Below are 18,367 nucleotides of genomic sequence, written 5' to 3' on the forward strand. Positions count from 1 at the left end.
TACACGGTCAAAACATCGGTTTTTCCAGGAAAAACGATGTAAAGCACTACAAAACCTTCTGAATACTTCGCAAAAACTCTGGATTTGCCCAAAACACTGATTTCCCATTCTGGGGGTTTAGATGGGACAGACATATCTGTCTGTCCCATCTAGTCTGTGAATCGCGGATGGAGCTACAGCCAAGAAAATCACTGTCGAGCTGGAGCAATTCATGGCTCGATACCCAGAGTCGTGGCGGCCAGCCGCGATACCGGCGTGCTTACCCCATGCCGGCCACGTAGCGGGTTTTTTCACCGTTGCTCCACGCCTGCCAAATTCTGGCCTGCGATCACCCGAAGTTTTCAGACCAGTATTCGGAAGGTTTCACTTATGAACAAGCTCACTAAAGGGGCGATTGCCGGCGCTGCCGGTCTTACCCTCCTGCTCGGCGGCGGCACAACTTTCGCGCTGTGGAACTCCTCGGCCGATGTTGCCGGTGGCGCGATTTCGGCCGGTACTCTTACGATCGCGTCTGTAAAGAATGGAAGCTGGCACGTAAACGGTGCCGCTGAGAGTATCGACCTGGCTCAGTTCAGGGCCGTGCCCAGCGACGTGCTCGTCTACACGGAGACGATGACCATCGCTGCGGCGGGCGACAACCTCACGGCTACCTTGGCGATGTCAGCGGCCTCGATCACGGCGGATGTCACAGGCGATGCGGCCGACGAGGCACTCGCGCGGTACCTGAAAGCAACCGCCGTTCTGACCGCTGTTGGTACTGGAATCTCGCCCGGCGGGGCACCGTACACGATCACCGGTGCCGCCGGAACTCAGACCGTCGATGTCACGGTCACGATTTCGTTCCCAAGCTTCGTGCCTGACAGCGCGAACAGAAGCTCTGCGGATGAGCAGGCCTCCATGGGCGGAGCGGTTGACCTTGCTGGACTGAGCATCACCCTCGATCAGAAAGCCCGGCCCGCGAGCTAGCCGTCCCGGTACGTAGGTGCCCGCCACCCGACGGCGGACACCCCGAAACAGCCAGCAGACAGCATCCTCTCGATTCGCGAAAGCCGGTGATCTTTTGAAAACGTTTCTACTTGCCAGCGCGGCGATTCTGGGCGCTACCCTGCTGGCTACGGCCGCTGTGGGCGGAACCTATGCCCTTCTTAACTCGAGCGTCTCGGCCAACCAAGCGGTCACCATCCAGGCCGGAACGGCAGCCCTCAGCATCACGTCGCCCCTCGTGATGTCGGATATCGCGCTGTATCCGGGAGCGAGAAACGTCGGCACGGTCGAAGTGCGCAATGACGGCACGGTGTCGCTCGCGCTTCGGCTCTTTGGCCTGACACCACCCACCGCTCAGACCGCATTGTCCGAGGGCCTGGTTGTTGGGGTTCGAACAGTTTCGGCGGCGAGCGAGTGCACGTCGAGCCTGACCCCGACCATTACCGGCACATTCCTTTCCGCGCCGGTGGCCGAGCTTGATACGACCCTCGCCCCGGGAGCTACAGCGATGCTCTGCGTATCGGTGCTGCTTTCAGCGGATGCCCCGAGCGTCAGCCAATCCCAGACTGCGACGAGTTTTGGACTCCTGATTGATGGACGACAGGTCTAGCCCGTGAAATTGCACCGTCACTCCCCTCGTGCCCTGCGGCTGAGAACCCCGCGCCCGCCTGTTCGCCGGCCTGAATTCCTGCCTCGCTGGCCTGCTGCCCGGTCTGCGGCAACGATCGCGAGCGCTGTCTTGTTGACCCTCGTGGGCTCCGGGGTTGCCCAAGCTGTCTGGACCGCCTCGGCGGTCAACCCCACCGCATCCGCGAGGTCTGGCGCCGTGACTATCAGCCAGACGGGCTTTGCGGACCTCGCGACGACTTACACGTCCACAGTGCTCACCGCCACGAAGCTGGTGACGGTGACCAATGGGACCGTGCCCGCCCGTTACAACCTGGTGCTCGACACAACTTCCTCGGCCCCCGCCGCGTTTGCTGGTGACATCACCGTGCGCACCTGGCTGATCGCCGCCCCCGGGGTCTGCGCGACGACGCCCCCGACCGGCACGCCGAGCAGGAGCTGGGCGACTGGAGTCACCCTCAGCGGTGACCTGGCAGCAGCGGCCACGGTGCGTTACTGCGTGCAGACCTCGATCACCAGTGCCGCCGCCGGAAACACGCCGGGTACCACGATGACGGCGCGAATGGATCTGAAGGCGCATGCCGGCAACTGGACCTCACCGGTGACGACCGTAACAACCGTGCAAAAAGTGGCCAACACCGCGCCACGCGCGTTGGTGGCCGTCCAGAAGACTCACAGCGCCATCTCGATGAGCTGGAGTGCTCCCGACGACAAAACCGTGACGCGCTATCAGGTGTACCGCGGCATCGACAAGATCTCTGAGGTACAGAGCGCCACCACCTTTACCGACACCGACCGGGTTGCTAGCACTCAATATGAATACACGGTCCGTGCCGTCGACGGCAGCAACAACGTTCTGGCAGCATCAAACGTGCTCGCCGTGACCACGAATAAGCAGCCGCCAGCCCCTAATGTGTGGTTCCACGTCGTCACCGCCGACGGATCCTGTGTCGAAGCAGCGGCTCCGCAAGTGGAAGGCAGAGTGCTGGCGACGACGCAGTGCTCGACGGCGCCTTCATCGAGCTTCCAATTCGTTGCGGAGCCGGACAGCACCTACAAAATCGCCGCGAAAACAACCGGGAGGGTGTGGGATTCCCGGGCCAAGAAGCAGGGCTCTTCCGACGTAACACTGAGCGTGGAGGACGGCGGCCCAAAGAAGTTGGAGCAACGATTCACTCTCACCAGCGGTGACGACTCGACCGGGGGGTTCCAGATTCGCAGCGTGCAGGAAAGTAGACAGTGCATGCAATCGGGCGCCACGGGTGCCGCGCTCACTATGCAGGCCTGCGTCACGGCGCCCGTCCCGAAAAACCAGCAATTCACCCTGGTCGAGGTGGCACCGTGAGCGCGTTGCCGATCAGCGTCCGCCTGCCAGCGATCTTCGGGGCAGTGCTGCTCCTGCTCGGGATTGCCGGGGCCGAATCGGCGGCGCTGGCAGCGCCGAATGACGAGGTCAGCCGCGGGGTAGTAACCGATGTTCGGGTCAGTAGCGACGGCATCCATTTTGCCAGCAAACTGCCCGCCGGGCTGTTCGACTCTTTGGGCACGTTGATTCCGAATGGTTCGATGCGGTCGACCCTGTGGATTCAGAACCCGAGCGACGTGCCTGCGAACGTGCGGCTGAGCCTGCGCGAGCCGGGCGGGGGATCCGCTGATCTGACGGAATACCTCACCCTGGGTGTCCAAGTCGGCACGTCCCAAATTGTGACGACCGTTCCGCTAGCGGGCGGTGCGGACTGCGCGGTACTCGCGCCAGCCCAGCCACTCGCCGCGGGAGCGACCCTGCGCGTAGCACTCACGATCGAAATGATGAACGTGACCGGGCTGACCGCCCAAAATGCGCGCACCGACCTGGGAATTCTGGTCGCCCTGCGCGATGGAGAGACCGGACCGTTTACGTCTTCGGCGTGCGACGACGAAGGCGTATTGATCCCGGCAGTGGCAGGGGTGGCCGCTCCGCTTCGGCCGGCTGCCCTGCCGCGCACCGGTGTCGACCTGCCCATCGCCGCGCTCGTCGGCGGAGGGCTGATGTTCGGCATCGGCGGGCTTCTCGTCACGCGGCGTCGGCGAGAGCAATGACCGGGCAGCAGACACTCGCGTCTGTCGATCAACCTCAGGAATCTGCGGTCGCTTCGCGTGCTCCCCTCGAGAGCAGCATCTGGAGTTACCTCGGGTTCGCAGTCAGCGCGGCTTTGCTCCTGCTCGTTGTCGGGCTCGCGGTCGTGCTTGTGGTGATCCCCAGGGCGACCGGTGCGACCCCGCTTACCGTGCTGACCAGCTCCATGGAGCCGGGGCTTCCGCCGGGCACTCTCGTCATCGTGCGCCCGGTCGCCGCCGAGGCACTGCGCCTCGGCGACGTCGTCACCTATCAAATGGAATCGGGCGACGCTAGGGTTGTCACGCACCGCATTATCTCGATTGCGTCGAGCTCAGACGGATCGCGTTCGTTTATCGTGCAGGGTGACAACAACAGCGCGCCCGACGATGATCCGGTGCTGGCCGAGCAGATTCAAGGCCGGCTCTGGTACGCGGTGCCCTATGTCGGCTATGTGAACAACGCGGTCAACGGGGCAAACCGGGCGTGGATCATCCCGGTGCTTACCATCGCGGTTTTCGGGTATGCCGGATTCATGGTCGTTGGAGGCGTGCTTGACCACAGGCGAACCCGCACGCGGGCAGCGGATGCCGACGAGCCGGGTGCCGCGGATGCGACGCGGGTAGGGCGCGGCTGAGCGCTCGTGATGGCCGGCCAACCGCTTGACTATTAGGACACGCGCAGCACGATCTTGCCGCGGGTGTGACCCTCCTCGAGCAGCCGATGGGCCGCGGCACCGTCGGCGAGATCGAACACCGAGTCGACGTGCACCCGCACGATGCCCGCGTCGAGCAGCGCGGAGATTTCGTCGAGCACGCGCGCGTCGGGGGACACCTTGAAGCCCGTCGCGCGTCGGCCCGCTGCTGCGGCATCCGCTGCCACGGTCGGCCAACTGCCGGTTGGGGCGTTCACGAGCAGGCCGCCAGGGCGGAGCACGGCGAGGGAACGGGTGCCGGTGTTGTCGTGCACGTTGCCGATGAGGTCGATGACCGAGTCGAGGTCGTGGACCATATCTTCGAAGCGCGTGGTGGTGTAGTCGATGACCTCGTCGGCGCCGAGTTCGCGCAGGAAGTCGAGGTTGCGGGTTGACCCGGTTGCGGTCACGTGCGCGCCCAGGACGCGGGCGAACTGCACCGCGAAGTGACCGACGCCGCCACTGCCGGCGTGCACGAGCACGCGCTGCCCGGGGCCAGCCTCGGCCAACTTGACCATTCCCCACGCGGTCAATGCTGCGAGGGGAACTGCAGCAGCCTCGGCGTGGCTGAGCCGGGCGGGCTTGCGGGTGACGCTCATGCTCGACACCGAGACGTACTCGGCGAAGCTGCCGCCGACGCGCGGCACCCGGCCCATGCCGTAGACGGCATCGCCCGGTTGGAGTGGCGCAGCCTCGAAGGCAGCGCGCACGACCACGCCGCTGAAGTCATTGCCGAGAATGGCCGGGAAACTCTCGATCGCGGCTGCGACGCCCTTGCCCGACCGGGTCTTGGCGTCGATCGGATTGAGGCCGGCCGCGATGACCTTGACCAGAACCTCGTCGACAATCTGGCGTGGCAGCATCCGATCGGTCAGGTGCAACACCTCGGGGGCGCCGGTCTCGTCGATGACTAGGGCGCGCATGGTCTGCGGCAGTTCGAATTCAGGAGCCATGCTCCTCATTCTGCTGCATCCCCCGTCCACTTACTGCGGACGGGGCCCGGGCCCGAAACGCGGGCCCAGTTTATAACCTGGGCCCAGGGACGGGGCCTGGGGCCCGTCCGCAGAAAGAGAGGGAGGCTAGCGGCGGGCTTGCTCGTCGAGGTTGTCGATCAGGGCATTGGCGAGGCCGACCAAAATGGCGATCTGGTCTTCGTCGCGCTCGATCCAGCGACATTCGGGTATAGCCGCCACCGGAACGAAGTCGAGGTGTTCTTCCCAGACCAGCAGTGTGCGATCGGCTCCGAGCACATACTGCTGCCACCACACCTGGCGCAGATAGCTGCGCGGAATGCTGCGCCACGGCTTGCTCGTCGTCTTGATCTCGGCCAGGTGCAGGTCACCTCCGGCCACGACGCCGACGCCGTCGGGTGTGGCCAGATGTCGTGGATGCGAGAGCGAGCGAAACAGGTTGGTGCTCGGCTCGATGCCATAGTTCTCTAGAACCCAGGCGGCGATGACGGGTTCTCGGGCGCGACCATGGTCGGTGTAGCTATTGCCGGAAAAGCTCGTACCGTGCATTTTATCGTGCGCGGCGTTCACGATGGATTTCGGGGTCGACAGTTTGGCGACATCCGTTGCGGTGATGCCCTGGTTGCGCGCGCGCAGCCAGGCCACTCGGTCGGTGGAGTCGGCGACGATGCGCAGAGTGTGCGGCGCCGGTGCCGGCAGCACAGCGAAAACAGCGGGGTGCGCCGAAGGCTGGTCCAGGTCGAAGAGAGACAGCGTGGAATTTGGCACTCCTCTATTGTGTGCCCGCGGGACCGGTTGGCGCGCCACCGCCACGGGGTGCGGTCCGATTGCCGACCGCACGCGCGGCCGAAGTCACGCCCGTTTGCCGAGCCGAGGTCACGCATCCGCATGCCATGAGAATCGTTATCGCGACGAGATCTGGGGTCGCTAGCCTGAGACGACGGCAACCAATCGGGGGAACAGATGGCGTACCAGCAGTACCCAGTTCGATTCGCGCTCGCTGCGGCCGCCACGTTGGCCCTGCTGCTCAGCGGATGCGCCGGCCTGCCCGGCTACCCCGCTGCCACCGGCACGCCGGTAGCGCAGCTCGTCGCCGGCATCGACTGCCAGGCGCCCAACCTCAACAGCAACTGGATGGTTTTTCCGGAAGGCGTTCCCACCCAGACCGATTTGACGGCTGCGCACCCAGACGCACCGGAGCCGGGCACTGTTCCGGCCGATTTTGAACCGGTCGCCGCGCACGTCTGCACTTTCAAGGGCAGCGTCGTCGATGACCAGGGCCGCTGGGCAGCCGTGACGGTCGAGACCCGCGGCGGCGACTTCGGCCCGCTGTTGTCGGCCCTCGCGCTACCCAGCGACCAGGCTGGGTTTAATCAGGCCTGCACCGCCGACATGGAGTTCGTACCCGAGCTGTGGCTTGAAAACGCCACGGGCGAGGCGATGCGGGCAGCCTGGCCCCGGACCGCCTGCGGCAAGACGAAGCGGGCCACGTGGACAGCGCTTGATCAACTCGAACTGACCGATACGGTGAAACTGCCACTCGTGCTGGAGATCACCCGGCCGGCCCTCGACGCCGGCTGCGTCATGAGCACGGGTACGCCTGAGCAGTCGCTGCAGTTTGGCGTCACCGGCTTGCAGACGTCCACTACCACCGGCGAGGTCGGCGAAAACATCCTGCCGGTTCCCGTGCCCCCGGCAGAGATGTTGTCCTACGACGGCGTCGACGGCGCGAGCGTCTGCGTCTACACGGTGGACCCAGTCACCGAACCCGAGCCCGGGGAGCTGAGGGACAGTGAGGGCATGGAATTCAGCGACAACCTGCTGGAGTCCATGCTTACCCTGCAGTTCGGCACATTCGAAAGCGCGACCGTCCTTGGAACGGATGCCGCGGCGCTGCTTGCGGCCGCAGCATCCGCTGTGCCCGCCCCCGCGTGCACGGCCGACCTCACCCGATTCGCGGTGCTCTGGCCCGAGCGGGCCGGCACCCGGCTGGACAGTCCGATCCAGGTTGAGCTCGACGGCTGCCAGCGCCTCTTCGTTCCCGCCAGCGAGGCGCTCGTGCCCGCGCCGGCCTTGCTGGCTGCCCTGATCGGCTAGGACGGGCCACAGGTTTCCGACGGCGCACTCATAGCGTGTTCATAGGCAACTGCCGGATACTCGTCAGAATGAGCACACGGGAGAGCACCCACACCGGCCACGGCCCGCGCCTGACCAAGGCCGACGGCAGCGCCATCCGGGTTCTGGTTGTTGACGACGAACCCACCCTCACCGATCTGCTCTCGATGGCCCTGCGCTACGAAGGCTGGGCGGTGCGCACCGCCGGCGAGGGCAGGCAGGCGCTCACCATCGCCCGCGAATTTCGGCCGGACGCCATCGTGCTCGACATCATGCTGCCCGACATCGATGGCCTGCAGGTGCTGCAGCGCGTGCGCGCCGACGGGTACGAGACTCCCGTGCTCTTTCTCACCGCCAAGGACTCGCTCGACGACCGCATCGCCGGGCTCACCGCCGGCGGCGACGACTACGTCACCAAACCGTTCAGTCTCGAGGAGGTCGTTGCCCGGCTGCGCGGTCTCATTCGCCGCTCTGCCCTCGCTGTGGCTGACTCGACCGACCCGCGCATCACCGTCGGGGACCTCACCCTCGACGAAGACAGCTACGAGGTGTTCCGCGATGGCGAAGCCATCGAGCTGACCGCGACCGAATTCGAACTGCTGCGCTTTCTCATGCGCAACCCGCGCCGGGTACTCAGCAAGGCACAGATTCTCGACCGGGTCTGGAGCTACGACTTTGGCGGCAAGTCGAGCGTCGTCGAGATCTACATTTCCTACCTGCGCAAGAAGATCGATGCCGGCCGGGAGCCGATGATCCACACGGTGCGCGGCGCCGGCTACATGCTGAAAACGGCCTGATGACCAAACGGAGGCCGCGCCGCCGACCCCGCTTGCCCTGGACTCTGCAGCGGCGCCTCGTGCTCACCGTCGTCGGGCTGCTCGCCCTCGTGAGCATCACAATCGGCGTGGTGAGCGTGGTCATTCTGCGCGCCTCCCTGCTCGATCGCCTCGACGTGCAACTGGCCTCGGCCGCTGACCGCTCGGCTGCTGCGCTTGGCGGCGGTGGTGACAACGACGGTGATCGTCTCGGTGACCTGCCGGGGAGCCCCTATTTCGGCACGCCAACGGCCGACAGTATTCTCAGCGGACCCGCCCAGCCGCCGGGGCTGCTCGCCCTCGTCTACGATGGCTCCACCATCACCACCGGCTATACCGACGATCGCAGCGGCGCGATCGAAGCGCTTACCGCCCAGCAGGTGCAGCTTCTCGCCGACCACGTCAACCAGACAGCGCCCGTAACCCTCAATCTCGGCGGCGAGCTCGGTGATTATCGGGTGCAGGCCGAAACGTCCCGCTCCGGCACGCTCTACCTGGTCGGTTTGCCCCTCACCGGAGTGGCGGCGACTGCAGCCCAGCTCGCTGTGATCATCGGTCTGGTCTCGCTGGCCGGGCTCGTTGTGGTCGCCGTTATCGCGGCGTGGGTGGTGCGGCTGGCCCTCCGCCCGCTGCAACGCATGACAGCGACGGCCACCCGGGTGGCGCAGCTGCCGCTCGACCGCGGCGAGGTGTCCCTCTCCGAGAGGGTTCCGGCCGACGACACCGACCCGCGCACCGAGGTGGGCCGGGTCGGCGCGGCGCTCAACCGCATGCTCGACCATGTGGACCGCGCCCTCGAAGCGCGGCAGGCCAGCGAACGCAAGGTGCGCCAGTTCGTCGCCGACGCGAGCCACGAATTGCGCACGCCATTGGCCTCCATACGTGGCTATTCCGAGCTCACCCGGCGCAGCGGCCAGGAATTACCGCCCGACGCGATCCACGCGCTCGGTCGCATCGAGTCGGAGTCGGTGCGCATGACTGGGCTGGTCGAAGACCTGCTGTTGCTCGCCCGCCTCGACGAGGGCCGCGAACTCGACATGCAGCCGGTGGACCTCACCAGAGTGCTCGTCGACGCCGTCAGCGATGCCCACGCCGCCGGCCGCGATCACGTCTGGAACCTCGAACTGCCCGAAGAACCGATCGAGGCGATCGGCGACGAACCGCGCCTGCGCCAGGTGATCGCCAATCTGCTCGCCAATGCCCGGGTGCACACCCCGGCTGGCACGACCGTGGTGATCGCGCTCGCCGCCGAAGGCAACGGCGTGGTGATAACGGTGACGGATGACGGCCCCGGCATCCCCGAGGGGCTGACGGCCACCCTGTTCGAGCGTTTTGCCCGCGGCGACAGCTCACGTTTTCGCGCCGCCAACGCCGCGGGTGCGCCGAGTACCGGAAGCACCGGCCTCGGTTTGGCCATCGTGGCCGCGGTCCTCGCCGCGCACCGCGGCGAGGTCACGGTCGACAGCCGCCCCGGCCAGACAACCTTCCGCGTTTCGTTGCCCAGGGCCTGACGAGCGGGCCCGACTCGGGTCAGTCGGGAGTGTTCAGCCGGGCGAGCAGCTCGGCAAACCGGGTGAGATCGTCGCCAGACCAGTTCTGCAGGCGGCCGAGCAGGCGTGTCGACTTGCTGGCGCGCACCTCGGCGAGTTTCTTCACGGCCAGGGGGGTGAGCGCGAAGTACTTCACCCGTCCATCGTCGTCGTCGGTCTGCGTCTTGATCAGCCCCAGATCGTGCAGCGCTCTGGCCTGGCGGCTGATGATGCTCTTGTCGACCACCAGATTCTCGGCCAGGGCGCCAGCGTGGGTCGGACCGCAACGCTCGAGCGTGCGCAGGAGCTTGAGCCCGAACGGTTGCAGGGCCGGGTCGATGAACAGGGCAGTGTCGCGCATACTGGCGCGGATGTTCCCCGCCAGCACCGTCATCTGCTCCTCGACGGCCGCCACGGCAGCATCCGTGGTGATTATGGTCATGATCGAATTTTACCTTCACCCAATTCGGGCGCTGACGCCGGCAGGGCAACGGATGCTGTACTCACGTCGACCAGGATCCGGCCGGTCGAAGGTGAAGCGGTCTGATCGGCAGCAACGCTCCGCTCCCGATCGATGCCGGTCATGGTGCCCAGCGGAATGTTGGGCAGCAGGGCGATCGCCACGAGAGTGATCACCGCCAATGGCACCATGAGCAGGAACACGTTACCGACTCCGATTCCGTAGGCCGACTCGACGACAACGCGCACTGCCGCCGGCAGCAGGGACACCTGCGGAATGGTGCCGTCGCCGAGGGTCTCGGCGGCGACAGCCTGATTGGCCGGGCTGAGAGCGCCGGCACCGTCACGGATGTACTGCGCCACCACGGTGCCGAGCACGGAGCCCATCACCGCAACGCCCACCGTGCCGCCGAGGCTGCGGAAAAAGGTGACGGTGCTGGTGGCCACACCAAGGTGGGTGATTTCTACGGTGTTCTGCACGACGAGCACGAGGTTTTGCATGATCATGCCAACTCCGGCGCCGAGGATGAACATGAACACGCCCACGAAGACCAGGCTCGTGTCGTAGCGCAGCGACCCGAGCAGCAGTGACCCGGCCAGCACGAGCACGCTGCCGGAAACCATGATCGATTTCCACTTGCCGGTGCGGCTGATCAGGTTGCCGAAGAACGTGGAGGAGATCAGCAGCCCGCCCATCATCGGGATGGTCAGCAGGCCGGACTCGGTGGGCGTTGCCCCGCGGGCAAGTTGCATGTACTGGCTGAGAAAGACCGAGGTGCCGAACATGGCGACACCCACCGAGAGGCTTGCGATAACGCCCAGGGTGACGGTGCGATTTCTGAACAGATCGAGCGGAATGATGGGTTCCTCCGCCTTGAACTCCACGAGCACGGCTATGAGCAGCACAATGACCGAGCCGAGCACCATGGCAAATGACGGCAGCGATGCCCACTCGAACGAGTTGCCGGCCAGGGTGACCCAGATCAAGAGGAGTGATACGCCGGAGCTGATCAGCACGATGCCCAGGTAGTCGATGCTCACCATGCGCTTGACGCGTTCGGGAAGGTGCAGGGTGACCTGCAACAGGACGATGGCCACGACGGCGACGGGCAGCGCAATGAAGAAGTTCCAGCGCCAGCCGAAGGTATCTGTCACGACGCCGCCGAGCAGGGGGCCGCCGATGGTGCCGAGGGCCATGACGGCGCCGAACAGCCCGGCGTATCGACCGCGCTCGCGAGGACTGATGATGTCGGCCATGATGATCTGGCTGAGGGCGGCAAGACCGCCGCCGCCGAGCCCCTGCATAATGCGGAACACGATGAGCGTGTCGGTGTTCTGAGCGAATCCGGCCAGGGCTGAGCCGAGCACGAAGACCACCAGGGCAAGCTGAATGAGCAGCTTGCGGTTGAACAGGTCGGCCAATTTGCCCCAGATGGGCGTCGAGACGGCCGTTGCCAGCAGTGTGCTGGTGACGACCCAGGTGTAGGCGGACTGATCGCCTTTGAGGTCGGAAATGATCAGGGGTAACGAGGTCGCGACGACCGTACCGGCCAGAATCGCCACGAACATGCCCAGCAGCAGGCCAGAGAGGGACTCCAAAATCTGGCGATGACTCATTGACCCGTCGGCGTTGGGGGCGTGGCGAACGGATGCTGTGCTGCGGCGAGATGCGCGACTCATGAAACTCCTGCAATTAGTTGACAACGGCCAACCTTACGTAACTAGTAGACCGATGTCAACCATTTGTCTTCCGCTTGCGATTTGCACGGTGCTGAACGTTGACCTATGCTGGTCCCTAGCCACAGACCGCCGGTTGCTGCGCCTCGTTGAAAGACAGAAGTGCAGACGAAGGTTCATTCACGTGAACGGCCCGCGCAGGTGTTCGAAGTTCAGTTACAGTCTTCCCGATTGTTCCCCAAGCTCCGGCGCCCTGCGCTGGAGCTTTTTTCGTGTCTGCGCCCCGGGCTACCCGGCACATGATTATTAATGAGGAGCACCATGGCGAACAAGGAAGCAACGGTCGCCGAGCTTACGGAGAAATTCCAGAGCTCGACCGCCGTTCTGCTCACCGAGTACCGCGGTCTCACTGTTGCGCAGCTCAAGAGCCTGCGTACGTCCATCAGTGAGGACGCCACGTACGCCGTGGTAAAGAACACGCTCACCAAGATTGCGGCCAACAAGGCCGGCATCACCTCGTTCGACGAGGAACTTGTCGGTCCGTCCGCTATCGCCTTCGTGCACGGAGACCCCGTCGCCGTCGCGAAGACCCTGCGTGCCTTTACCAAGGCAAACCCTCTCCTGGTGGTAAAGGGCGGTTACTTTGACGGTAACCCGCTCACCGCAGCGGAGGTTGGCAAGCTTGCCGACCTCGAGTCCCGCGAGGTGCTGCTGGCCAAGCTGGCCGGCGCCTTCAAGGCATCGCTGTTCGGAGCCGCTTATCTCTTCCAGGCACCGCTGTCGAAGGCTGTTCGCACCATCGACGCGCTGCGTGAGAAGCAGGAGTCCGCGAACTAGGCACCTGCCACGTTCACGGTTCACGAATTTTTAGAAACTATTAGGAGTAAATCATGGCAAAGCTTTCTACTGAAGACCTGCTTGAGCAGTTCAAGGGCCTGACCCTCATCGAGCTCTCCGAGTTCGTCAAGGCGTTCGAGGAGACCTTCGAGGTCACCGCAGCCGCTCCCGTCGCCGCTGCCGGAGCCGCTGGCCCCGCCGCTGCTGTTGAAGAGGTCGAAGAGCAGACCGCGTTCGACGTCATCCTTGACGCCGTCGGCGACAAGAAGATCCAGGTCATCAAGGTTGTGCGCGAGCTCACCAGCCTGGGCCTCGGCGAGGCCAAGGCCGTTGTCGATGGCGCGCCGAAGGCCGTCCTTGAGGGCGTTGCCAAGGACGCTGCCGACAAGGCCAAGGCTTCCCTCGAAGAGGCCGGCGCAACCGTTACCCTCAAGTAATCTGGGCCCCGCGAGGGGTTCTGCTTGAGGCGTAGTCGACCGGCTTCGTGTCGATCATTGCGCAGGGGGCGTCGTTTCCGTAAGGGAACGGCGCCCCCTTTGTCGTACCCGCCAATTTCATTCGTGCCGGTTGGTTCCCGGTCGGTTACGTGCCGGAGCGTGAATCGGCAGTTATTCGGCCCGGAGGGCGCGAAGGGCGCGCGGCGCACTGGTGCTTGACCGGATGACCAGGCTGGTGGGCAGCACCGCCGACGCGCCAATGCTGCTCCCGCTGGCGAGGCCGTCCAGCAGCGTGCGCACGGCAAGTTGGCCCTGGGTGCGCGGATGCTGCGCCAGGGTGGTGAGGCGAAACATCTCGGAGTGCGGGTGTCCGTCGATGCCGATGACGCTGAGCTCGGTGGGTACCCGGATGCCCAGCTCGCGGGCCGCCAAGATGAGCCCGAAGGCAATCTCGTCACTCGCCGCGAAGATCGCGGTCGGACGACGGCGAGGATCTCCCAGTATGGCCAGGCCCCTGGCGTACCCACCGGGCGTGGTGAAATCAGAGGAGTAGAAGCATCCGCTGACCGACAGGCCGGCTTCCGTCATCGCAGCTTCAAAGCCGCGCAGGCGATTGCTGTGCACTTGAAAGTCCATCTCGTCGGCCTGGCTGCCACCCACGTGCACGATGTCGCGATGCCCGAGACTGAGCAGGTGTTCAGTGGCGAGTCGGGCGGCCGCGACGTCGTCGATCTCTATTGTGGGCACGCCGCGGATGGGCCCGCCGATGCCGACGAGGGGGCGGCGCAGGCGATGCAACTGGTCGACCTCCTGCTCGCTCAGCGCCACGCAGACCGAGATAATGCCGTCGAATCGCTTGCGGGCCAGGAAGAACTCAAAGACACGGTCGCGCTCAGGGGAAGCAGGCGGCAGGTTGTACAACGTCATGTCGTAGCCGTGCTCGAGCAGGGCCAATTCCAGGCTCTCCAGGACCTCCCCGAAAAACCAGCGGCTGATGTACGGAATGATCACGCCGACACTCTGGGTGCGGCCGGTCACGAGGCTTGCGGCGTTCGGTGATGCCACGTACCCAATTTGCCGGGCAGCGGCGATGACCTTCGCTCGGGTCTCCGTGGAGACATAGCCACGCCCACTCAGCGCACGGCTGGCCGTGGCTTTGGCCACTCCGGCGAGGCGCGCGACATCGGCGATCGCGCTCATTTCTGCCTCCGTCTATGGTGACTGCTTCTCACACCCTAGCGTGCGTTCGCCAGGCATGGAATCGGTTCCATGATATTCCTTGATTGTCCTGTGACGCAGCAGCTAAACTCTGGTATCGCTTGAAGATATAGCTCTGATCTTTGCCATTCTGTTACATTTCCGGCCTTGCTATCCCTCTGCGGGTAACGTACTTTATGGTCTGGAACCGGTTCCCGAGATTCGATCACAAGCCCTGTTCCCAACGGTTCGTTCCCACCGAGGCAACTCCTGCTCTATTCACATTCCCGCTCTCACGACATGATCCGGCACGACTCAATGAGGAGAAATAAGATGCGGTCTTCCCTGCACCGTCGAATTACAGCACCGATTGCCATGGCGGCGATTGCTGGTCTGGCCCTGGCCGGTTGCTCCGGCGGCCCCGGGACAACCACCGATGACGCCGGAGCCGAGGGCGACGGTGTCGTCACCGTCTACAGCACGATCGCCGATTTCGAGGCGGAGCAGCTCGAGAAGTCTTGGGCCGAGTGGGAAAAAGAGAACAACATCGACATTCAGTATGAATTCTCGAAAGAGTTCGAATCTCAGATCTCCATCCGCGCCCAGGGCGGTAATCCTCCCGATATCGGAATCTTCCCCCAGCCCGGTCTCTTCGCCGACCTCGCCAGCCGTAAATTCATCAAGAAGGCGCCGGCCGCCGTCGAAGCCAACGTCGACGAATACTGGTCGGCGGACTGGAAGGCATACGGCACCGTGGACGATGTCTTCTATGGCGCACCGTTCAAAGCAAACCTCAAAGGCTTCATCTGGTTCTCGCCCGCCAAGTTCGCCGAGTGGGGTGTAGGGGTTCCTGAAACCTGGGACGAACTGCTCACCCTGACCAAGGCCATCCAGGAAAAGACTGGAACGCAGCCCTGGTGCGCGGGATTTGGTTCCGGCGACGCCACAGGGTGGCCCGGAACGGACTGGGTCGAAGACCTCGTGCTGCGCCAGGCCGGCCCCGACGTCTACGACAAGTGGGTGGCCAACGAGGTTCCGTTCACTGACCCCGCCATCGCCGAAGCCTTTGACTCGGTCGGTGAAATCCTGCTGAACCCGGCCTACGTGAATGCCAGCTTCGGCGACGTGAAGTCGATCAACAGCGTCCCGTTCGGTGACGTGGCTGCCCCCATCGTCGAAGGCACCTGCGCACTGACCCACCAGGCCTCCTTCTTCGACGGGTTCCTCGGCGATGCCGGCGGCAACGTCGGTCCGGATGCCGACATCTGGGCGTTCATGACCCCGTCAATCGAGGCCGGTGGCCAAGCAGTGGTCGGTGGTGGCGAGATCGTCGGCGCATTCTCCGATGACGCCGACACCCAGGCGGTACAGGAGTACCTCTCCACCCCGGAATGGGCGAACAGCCTTGTCTCGATCGGTGGTGGCATCAGCGCCAATACCGGGGTCGACCCCGAGCTCGTTGACAGCCCGATCCTCGCCGAATCGATTCGAATTCTGCAGGACCCCGACACCACGTTCCGCTTTGACGCCTCCGACCTCATGCCGGGTGCGGTCGGGTCAGGAACGTTCTTCAAGGGCATTGTCAGCTGGGTCAACGGAACCCCCACCTCCGAAGTGCTGACCAGCATTGAAGCGGGCTGGCCCTCCAGTTAGTCCATCAACCAGCACCACAGCCTGAACAGTGTGCCGCCCGCCTCCAGATACGGGCGGCACACCTCGCGTCACCGGTGTACGTTTCGACGAGTTCTTCCGGTTCACTCGCAATCTTCAGGGTCCACTGTCGTACTCGAAAGGTTTCAGATGTCCGCCTTCTTCTCCTGGCTAGCGCAGCTACCGGCGCTGGCGCAAGTTCCCGTCATCATCGTGGCCTTCGGCGTCGTCGTTGCCGCCATTCTGTTCTTTGTCGAGATCGCCCCCCGCCCTGGCCGCATCTACACGGTCATCCGTCTTGCTGTGTGCGTGCTCGCGCCATTGCTCATCCTCGTCGCCGGCAATTCCTACACCTGGGCCATAATTGCCGCGGGTGCTCTAGGCCTCGGCTTCTTCTACATTGACTACCGCTCGCGCAAGGGTGCCGGCTACCTGTTCCAGTTGGTCGGTTTTCTCGCCCCGGCCGTGATCCTGCTCGCCATCGGCCTGGTCATTCCGACCATCCAGACCACGGTGCAGGCCTTCATGAGCGCTCGCGGTGACCGTTTCGTCGGCCTGGACAACTTCGCGTGGATCTTCACCCAGCCCGAGAACGTGCGCATCGTGCTGAACACCATCGTCTGGGTACTGATCGTTCCGACCATCTCGACCATTGCCGGTCTCGCCTACGCAGTGTTTATCGACAAGAGCCGCGGCGAGAAGTACTTCAAGATCCTGGTCTTCATGCCGATGGCCATCTCCCTGGTGGGAGCATCCATCATCTGGCGTTTCGTCTACACGGCCCGCCCGGCCGACCAGGAGCAGATCGGCCTGTTGAACCAGCTCGTGGTCATGTTCGGCGGGCAGCCGGTGGACTTTCTGTCGGTGTCGCCGTTCAACACCCTGTTCCTCATCGTGATCCTGATCTGGGTACAGACCGGGTTCGCCATGGTGGTGCTGTCCGCCGCCATCAAGGGCGTGCCGACCGAACAGATGGAGGCGGCCGAACTCGACGGCACCAACGCCTGGGAGCAGTTCGTGAACGTGACCGTCCCCGGCATCCGCAGCGCCCTCGTCGTCGTTCTGACGACAATCTCCATCGTCTCGCTCAAGGTCTTCGACATTGTGCGCACCACGACTGCCGGGTCGAATGAGACCAGCGTCGTGGCCAACGAGATGTACACCCAGTTCAAGAACTTCGAGCAGGGCCGGTCAGCCGCCTTTGCCCTGGTGCTGTTTCTGCTGGTGCTGCCGATCGTCGTCTATAACGCCCGCCAGATCAAGAAGCAGAGGGAAATCCGATGAGCTCCGTCATGCCCGTAAGACTTCCCGTGGACGCCCAGACCACACGGCGCCTGCGCCGCGGCGTTCGCCGGATGGAATCGCCCATCGCCCGCAACACCAAGAAGCGGCTGACCAGCCGAGGGGCGACCATCGGGGCGCTCATCATCGCGGTGCTGTGGTCTATCCCCACCCTCGGTCTGTTGGTATCGTCATTCCGGCCGGCGCAGCAGGTGCGCACCACCGGTTGGTGGACCATTTTCACCAACACCGGGGTCACCTTCGACAACTACACCGCGGCGCTTGCTGCCGGCAACAGCCAGCTCAATCTGGCCGGGTCATTCATCAACTCGGTGGCAATCACCCTGCCGGCCACGCTCATTCCGTTGATGATTGCCAGCCTCGCGGCTTATGCCTTCGCCTGGATTGACTTTCGGGGCAAGGACGCCATGTTCATCGGCGTCTTTGCCTTGCAGATCGTGCCGATCCAGATGGCCCTCGTGCCGCTCCTGCAGTTCTTCTCCGGCGGCACTGTCTTTGGCTTCCCGGTCGTCGCGGCGCTTAACCCCGGCAGTGGCTATTCGCAGGTGTGGATCGCGCACACGATGTTCGCTCTTCCACTGGCCATCTACCTGCTGCACAACTTCGTCTCGGAGATACCGAGCGAAGTTATTGAAGCGGCCAGGGTCGACGGCGCCGGCCACGGGCAGATCTTCTTTCGTATCGTGTTGCCCCTGACCATGCCGGCCATCGCGTCGATCGCCATCTTCCAGTTTCTCTGGGTCTGGAACGACCTGCTGGTGGCGCTGATCTTCGCGGACGGCGCGGTCGCTCCGATGACCAAACTGCTCGCCGAACTCTCCGGTGCCCGCGGGCAGGACTGGCATCTGCTGACGGCCGGTGCTTTCCTGTCGATTCTGGTTCCGTTGATCGTATTCTTCTCGCTGCAACGCTTCTTTGTGCGCGGCCTGCTTGCCGGGTCGACGAAGGGATAGGTGGGACTGCAGTTCTCCGGTGCGT

General features: G+C 64.2%; 18 protein-coding genes. 13 read left to right on the forward strand and 5 right to left on the reverse strand.

Annotated elements, in window-relative coordinates; genetic code table 11:
• Nucleotides 1–369: 369 nt before the first annotated feature.
• From E3T51_RS12550 to E3T51_RS12570, 5 genes are all read left to right on the forward strand, one after another.
• Nucleotides 370–966 (forward strand): alternate-type signal peptide domain-containing protein, encoded by a 597-nt coding sequence (locus E3T51_RS12550; protein ID WP_134530129.1) that lies wholly within the window; start codon nucleotides 370–372, stop codon nucleotides 964–966.
• Nucleotides 967–1,060: 94 nt separating this feature from the next.
• On the forward strand, nucleotides 1,061–1,594 hold the full coding sequence (locus E3T51_RS12555) for a hypothetical protein (RefSeq protein WP_134530130.1): 534 nt from the start codon (nucleotides 1,061–1,063) through the stop codon (nucleotides 1,592–1,594).
• 216 nt (nucleotides 1,595–1,810) lie between these two features.
• Nucleotides 1,811–2,956 carry a fibronectin type III domain-containing protein gene (locus tag E3T51_RS12560; protein ID WP_134530131.1) on the forward strand — a complete coding sequence of 382 codons (1,146 nt, stop codon included), beginning with the start codon at nucleotides 1,811–1,813 and terminating at the stop codon, nucleotides 2,954–2,956.
• Entirely contained in the window at nucleotides 2,953–3,690 is a 738-nt protein-coding gene (locus E3T51_RS12565) for an LPXTG cell wall anchor domain-containing protein (protein ID WP_134530132.1), read from the forward strand. The genes E3T51_RS12560 and E3T51_RS12565 overlap by 4 nt, the downstream gene beginning before the upstream one ends.
• Nucleotides 3,687–4,343, forward strand: coding sequence for a signal peptidase I (locus E3T51_RS12570; RefSeq protein ID WP_134530133.1), 657 nt, complete (start codon nucleotides 3,687–3,689; stop codon nucleotides 4,341–4,343). Before E3T51_RS12565 ends, E3T51_RS12570 begins: the two co-directional genes overlap by 4 nt.
• Nucleotides 4,344–4,375: 32 nt before the next feature.
• Here the strand turns inward: E3T51_RS12570 and E3T51_RS12575 are convergent, their stop codons facing one another.
• Both E3T51_RS12575 and E3T51_RS12580 read right to left on the reverse strand, forming a co-directional pair.
• Nucleotides 4,376–5,353 (reverse strand): NADP-dependent oxidoreductase, encoded by a 978-nt coding sequence (locus E3T51_RS12575; RefSeq protein WP_241989313.1) that lies wholly within the window; start codon nucleotides 5,351–5,353, stop codon nucleotides 4,376–4,378.
• Between the two features lie 126 nt (nucleotides 5,354–5,479).
• Nucleotides 5,480–6,073: a YqaJ viral recombinase family protein gene (locus E3T51_RS12580; protein WP_338145164.1), complete on the reverse strand. Its 594-nt coding sequence runs from the start codon at nucleotides 6,071–6,073 to the stop codon at nucleotides 5,480–5,482.
• A 261-nt stretch (nucleotides 6,074–6,334) separates the two neighbouring features.
• Between E3T51_RS12580 and E3T51_RS12585 the strand changes: the two genes are divergently transcribed.
• From E3T51_RS12585 to E3T51_RS12595, 3 genes are all read left to right on the forward strand, one after another.
• Nucleotides 6,335–7,468 carry a hypothetical protein gene (locus E3T51_RS12585; RefSeq protein ID WP_134530134.1) on the forward strand — a complete coding sequence of 378 codons (1,134 nt, stop codon included), beginning with the start codon at nucleotides 6,335–6,337 and terminating at the stop codon, nucleotides 7,466–7,468.
• 68 nt (nucleotides 7,469–7,536) lie between these two features.
• Nucleotides 7,537–8,283: a response regulator transcription factor gene (locus E3T51_RS12590; RefSeq protein ID WP_134530135.1), complete on the forward strand. Its 747-nt coding sequence runs from the start codon at nucleotides 7,537–7,539 to the stop codon at nucleotides 8,281–8,283.
• On the forward strand, nucleotides 8,283–9,812 hold the full coding sequence (locus tag E3T51_RS12595; protein ID WP_134530136.1) for a sensor histidine kinase: 1,530 nt from the start codon (nucleotides 8,283–8,285) through the stop codon (nucleotides 9,810–9,812). Before E3T51_RS12590 ends, E3T51_RS12595 begins: the two co-directional genes overlap by 1 nt.
• A gap of 19 nt (nucleotides 9,813–9,831) precedes the next feature.
• Here the strand turns inward: E3T51_RS12595 and E3T51_RS12600 are convergent, their stop codons facing one another.
• A complete protein-coding gene (locus E3T51_RS12600; RefSeq protein WP_134530137.1) occupies nucleotides 9,832–10,272 on the reverse strand; it encodes a MarR family winged helix-turn-helix transcriptional regulator in 441 nt (146 codons plus the stop codon).
• Nucleotides 10,269–11,906: an MFS transporter gene (locus tag E3T51_RS12605; protein ID WP_134530438.1), complete on the reverse strand. Its 1,638-nt coding sequence runs from the start codon at nucleotides 11,904–11,906 to the stop codon at nucleotides 10,269–10,271. Before E3T51_RS12605 ends, E3T51_RS12600 begins: the two co-directional genes overlap by 4 nt.
• Before the next feature lie 381 nt (nucleotides 11,907–12,287).
• Between E3T51_RS12605 and rplJ the strand changes: the two genes are divergently transcribed.
• Nucleotides 12,288–12,803 carry a 50S ribosomal protein L10 gene (rplJ, locus tag E3T51_RS12610; RefSeq protein ID WP_104083138.1) on the forward strand — a complete coding sequence of 172 codons (516 nt, stop codon included), beginning with the start codon at nucleotides 12,288–12,290 and terminating at the stop codon, nucleotides 12,801–12,803.
• Nucleotides 12,804–12,856: 53 nt separating this feature from the next.
• Nucleotides 12,857–13,240: a 50S ribosomal protein L7/L12 gene (rplL, locus tag E3T51_RS12615; protein ID WP_104083139.1), complete on the forward strand. Its 384-nt coding sequence runs from the start codon at nucleotides 12,857–12,859 to the stop codon at nucleotides 13,238–13,240.
• A gap of 171 nt (nucleotides 13,241–13,411) precedes the next feature.
• Here the strand turns inward: rplL and E3T51_RS12620 are convergent, their stop codons facing one another.
• The gene (locus E3T51_RS12620) at nucleotides 13,412–14,440 is read right to left on the reverse strand and encodes a LacI family DNA-binding transcriptional regulator (protein WP_134530138.1); all 1,029 of its coding nucleotides are present in this window, start codon (nucleotides 14,438–14,440) and stop codon (nucleotides 13,412–13,414) included.
• Between the two features lie 330 nt (nucleotides 14,441–14,770).
• Here E3T51_RS12620 and E3T51_RS12625 point away from each other — a divergent pair, with 330 nt between their 5' ends.
• The 3 genes from E3T51_RS12625 (at nucleotide 14,771) to E3T51_RS12635 (ending at nucleotide 18,342) form a co-directional block, all read left to right on the forward strand.
• Nucleotides 14,771–16,090, forward strand: coding sequence for an ABC transporter substrate-binding protein (locus tag E3T51_RS12625; protein ID WP_134530139.1), 1,320 nt, complete (start codon nucleotides 14,771–14,773; stop codon nucleotides 16,088–16,090).
• A gap of 147 nt (nucleotides 16,091–16,237) precedes the next feature.
• On the forward strand, nucleotides 16,238–17,371 hold the full coding sequence (locus tag E3T51_RS12630) for a carbohydrate ABC transporter permease (protein WP_134530140.1): 1,134 nt from the start codon (nucleotides 16,238–16,240) through the stop codon (nucleotides 17,369–17,371).
• Entirely contained in the window at nucleotides 17,368–18,342 is a 975-nt protein-coding gene (locus tag E3T51_RS12635) for a carbohydrate ABC transporter permease (RefSeq protein WP_104192492.1), read from the forward strand. The genes E3T51_RS12630 and E3T51_RS12635 overlap by 4 nt, the downstream gene beginning before the upstream one ends.
• Nucleotides 18,343–18,367 lie beyond the last annotated feature (25 nt).

Source organism: Cryobacterium serini (genome assembly GCF_004404025.1).
Classification (GTDB): Bacteria; Actinomycetota; Actinomycetes; order Actinomycetales; family Microbacteriaceae; genus Cryobacterium; species Cryobacterium serini.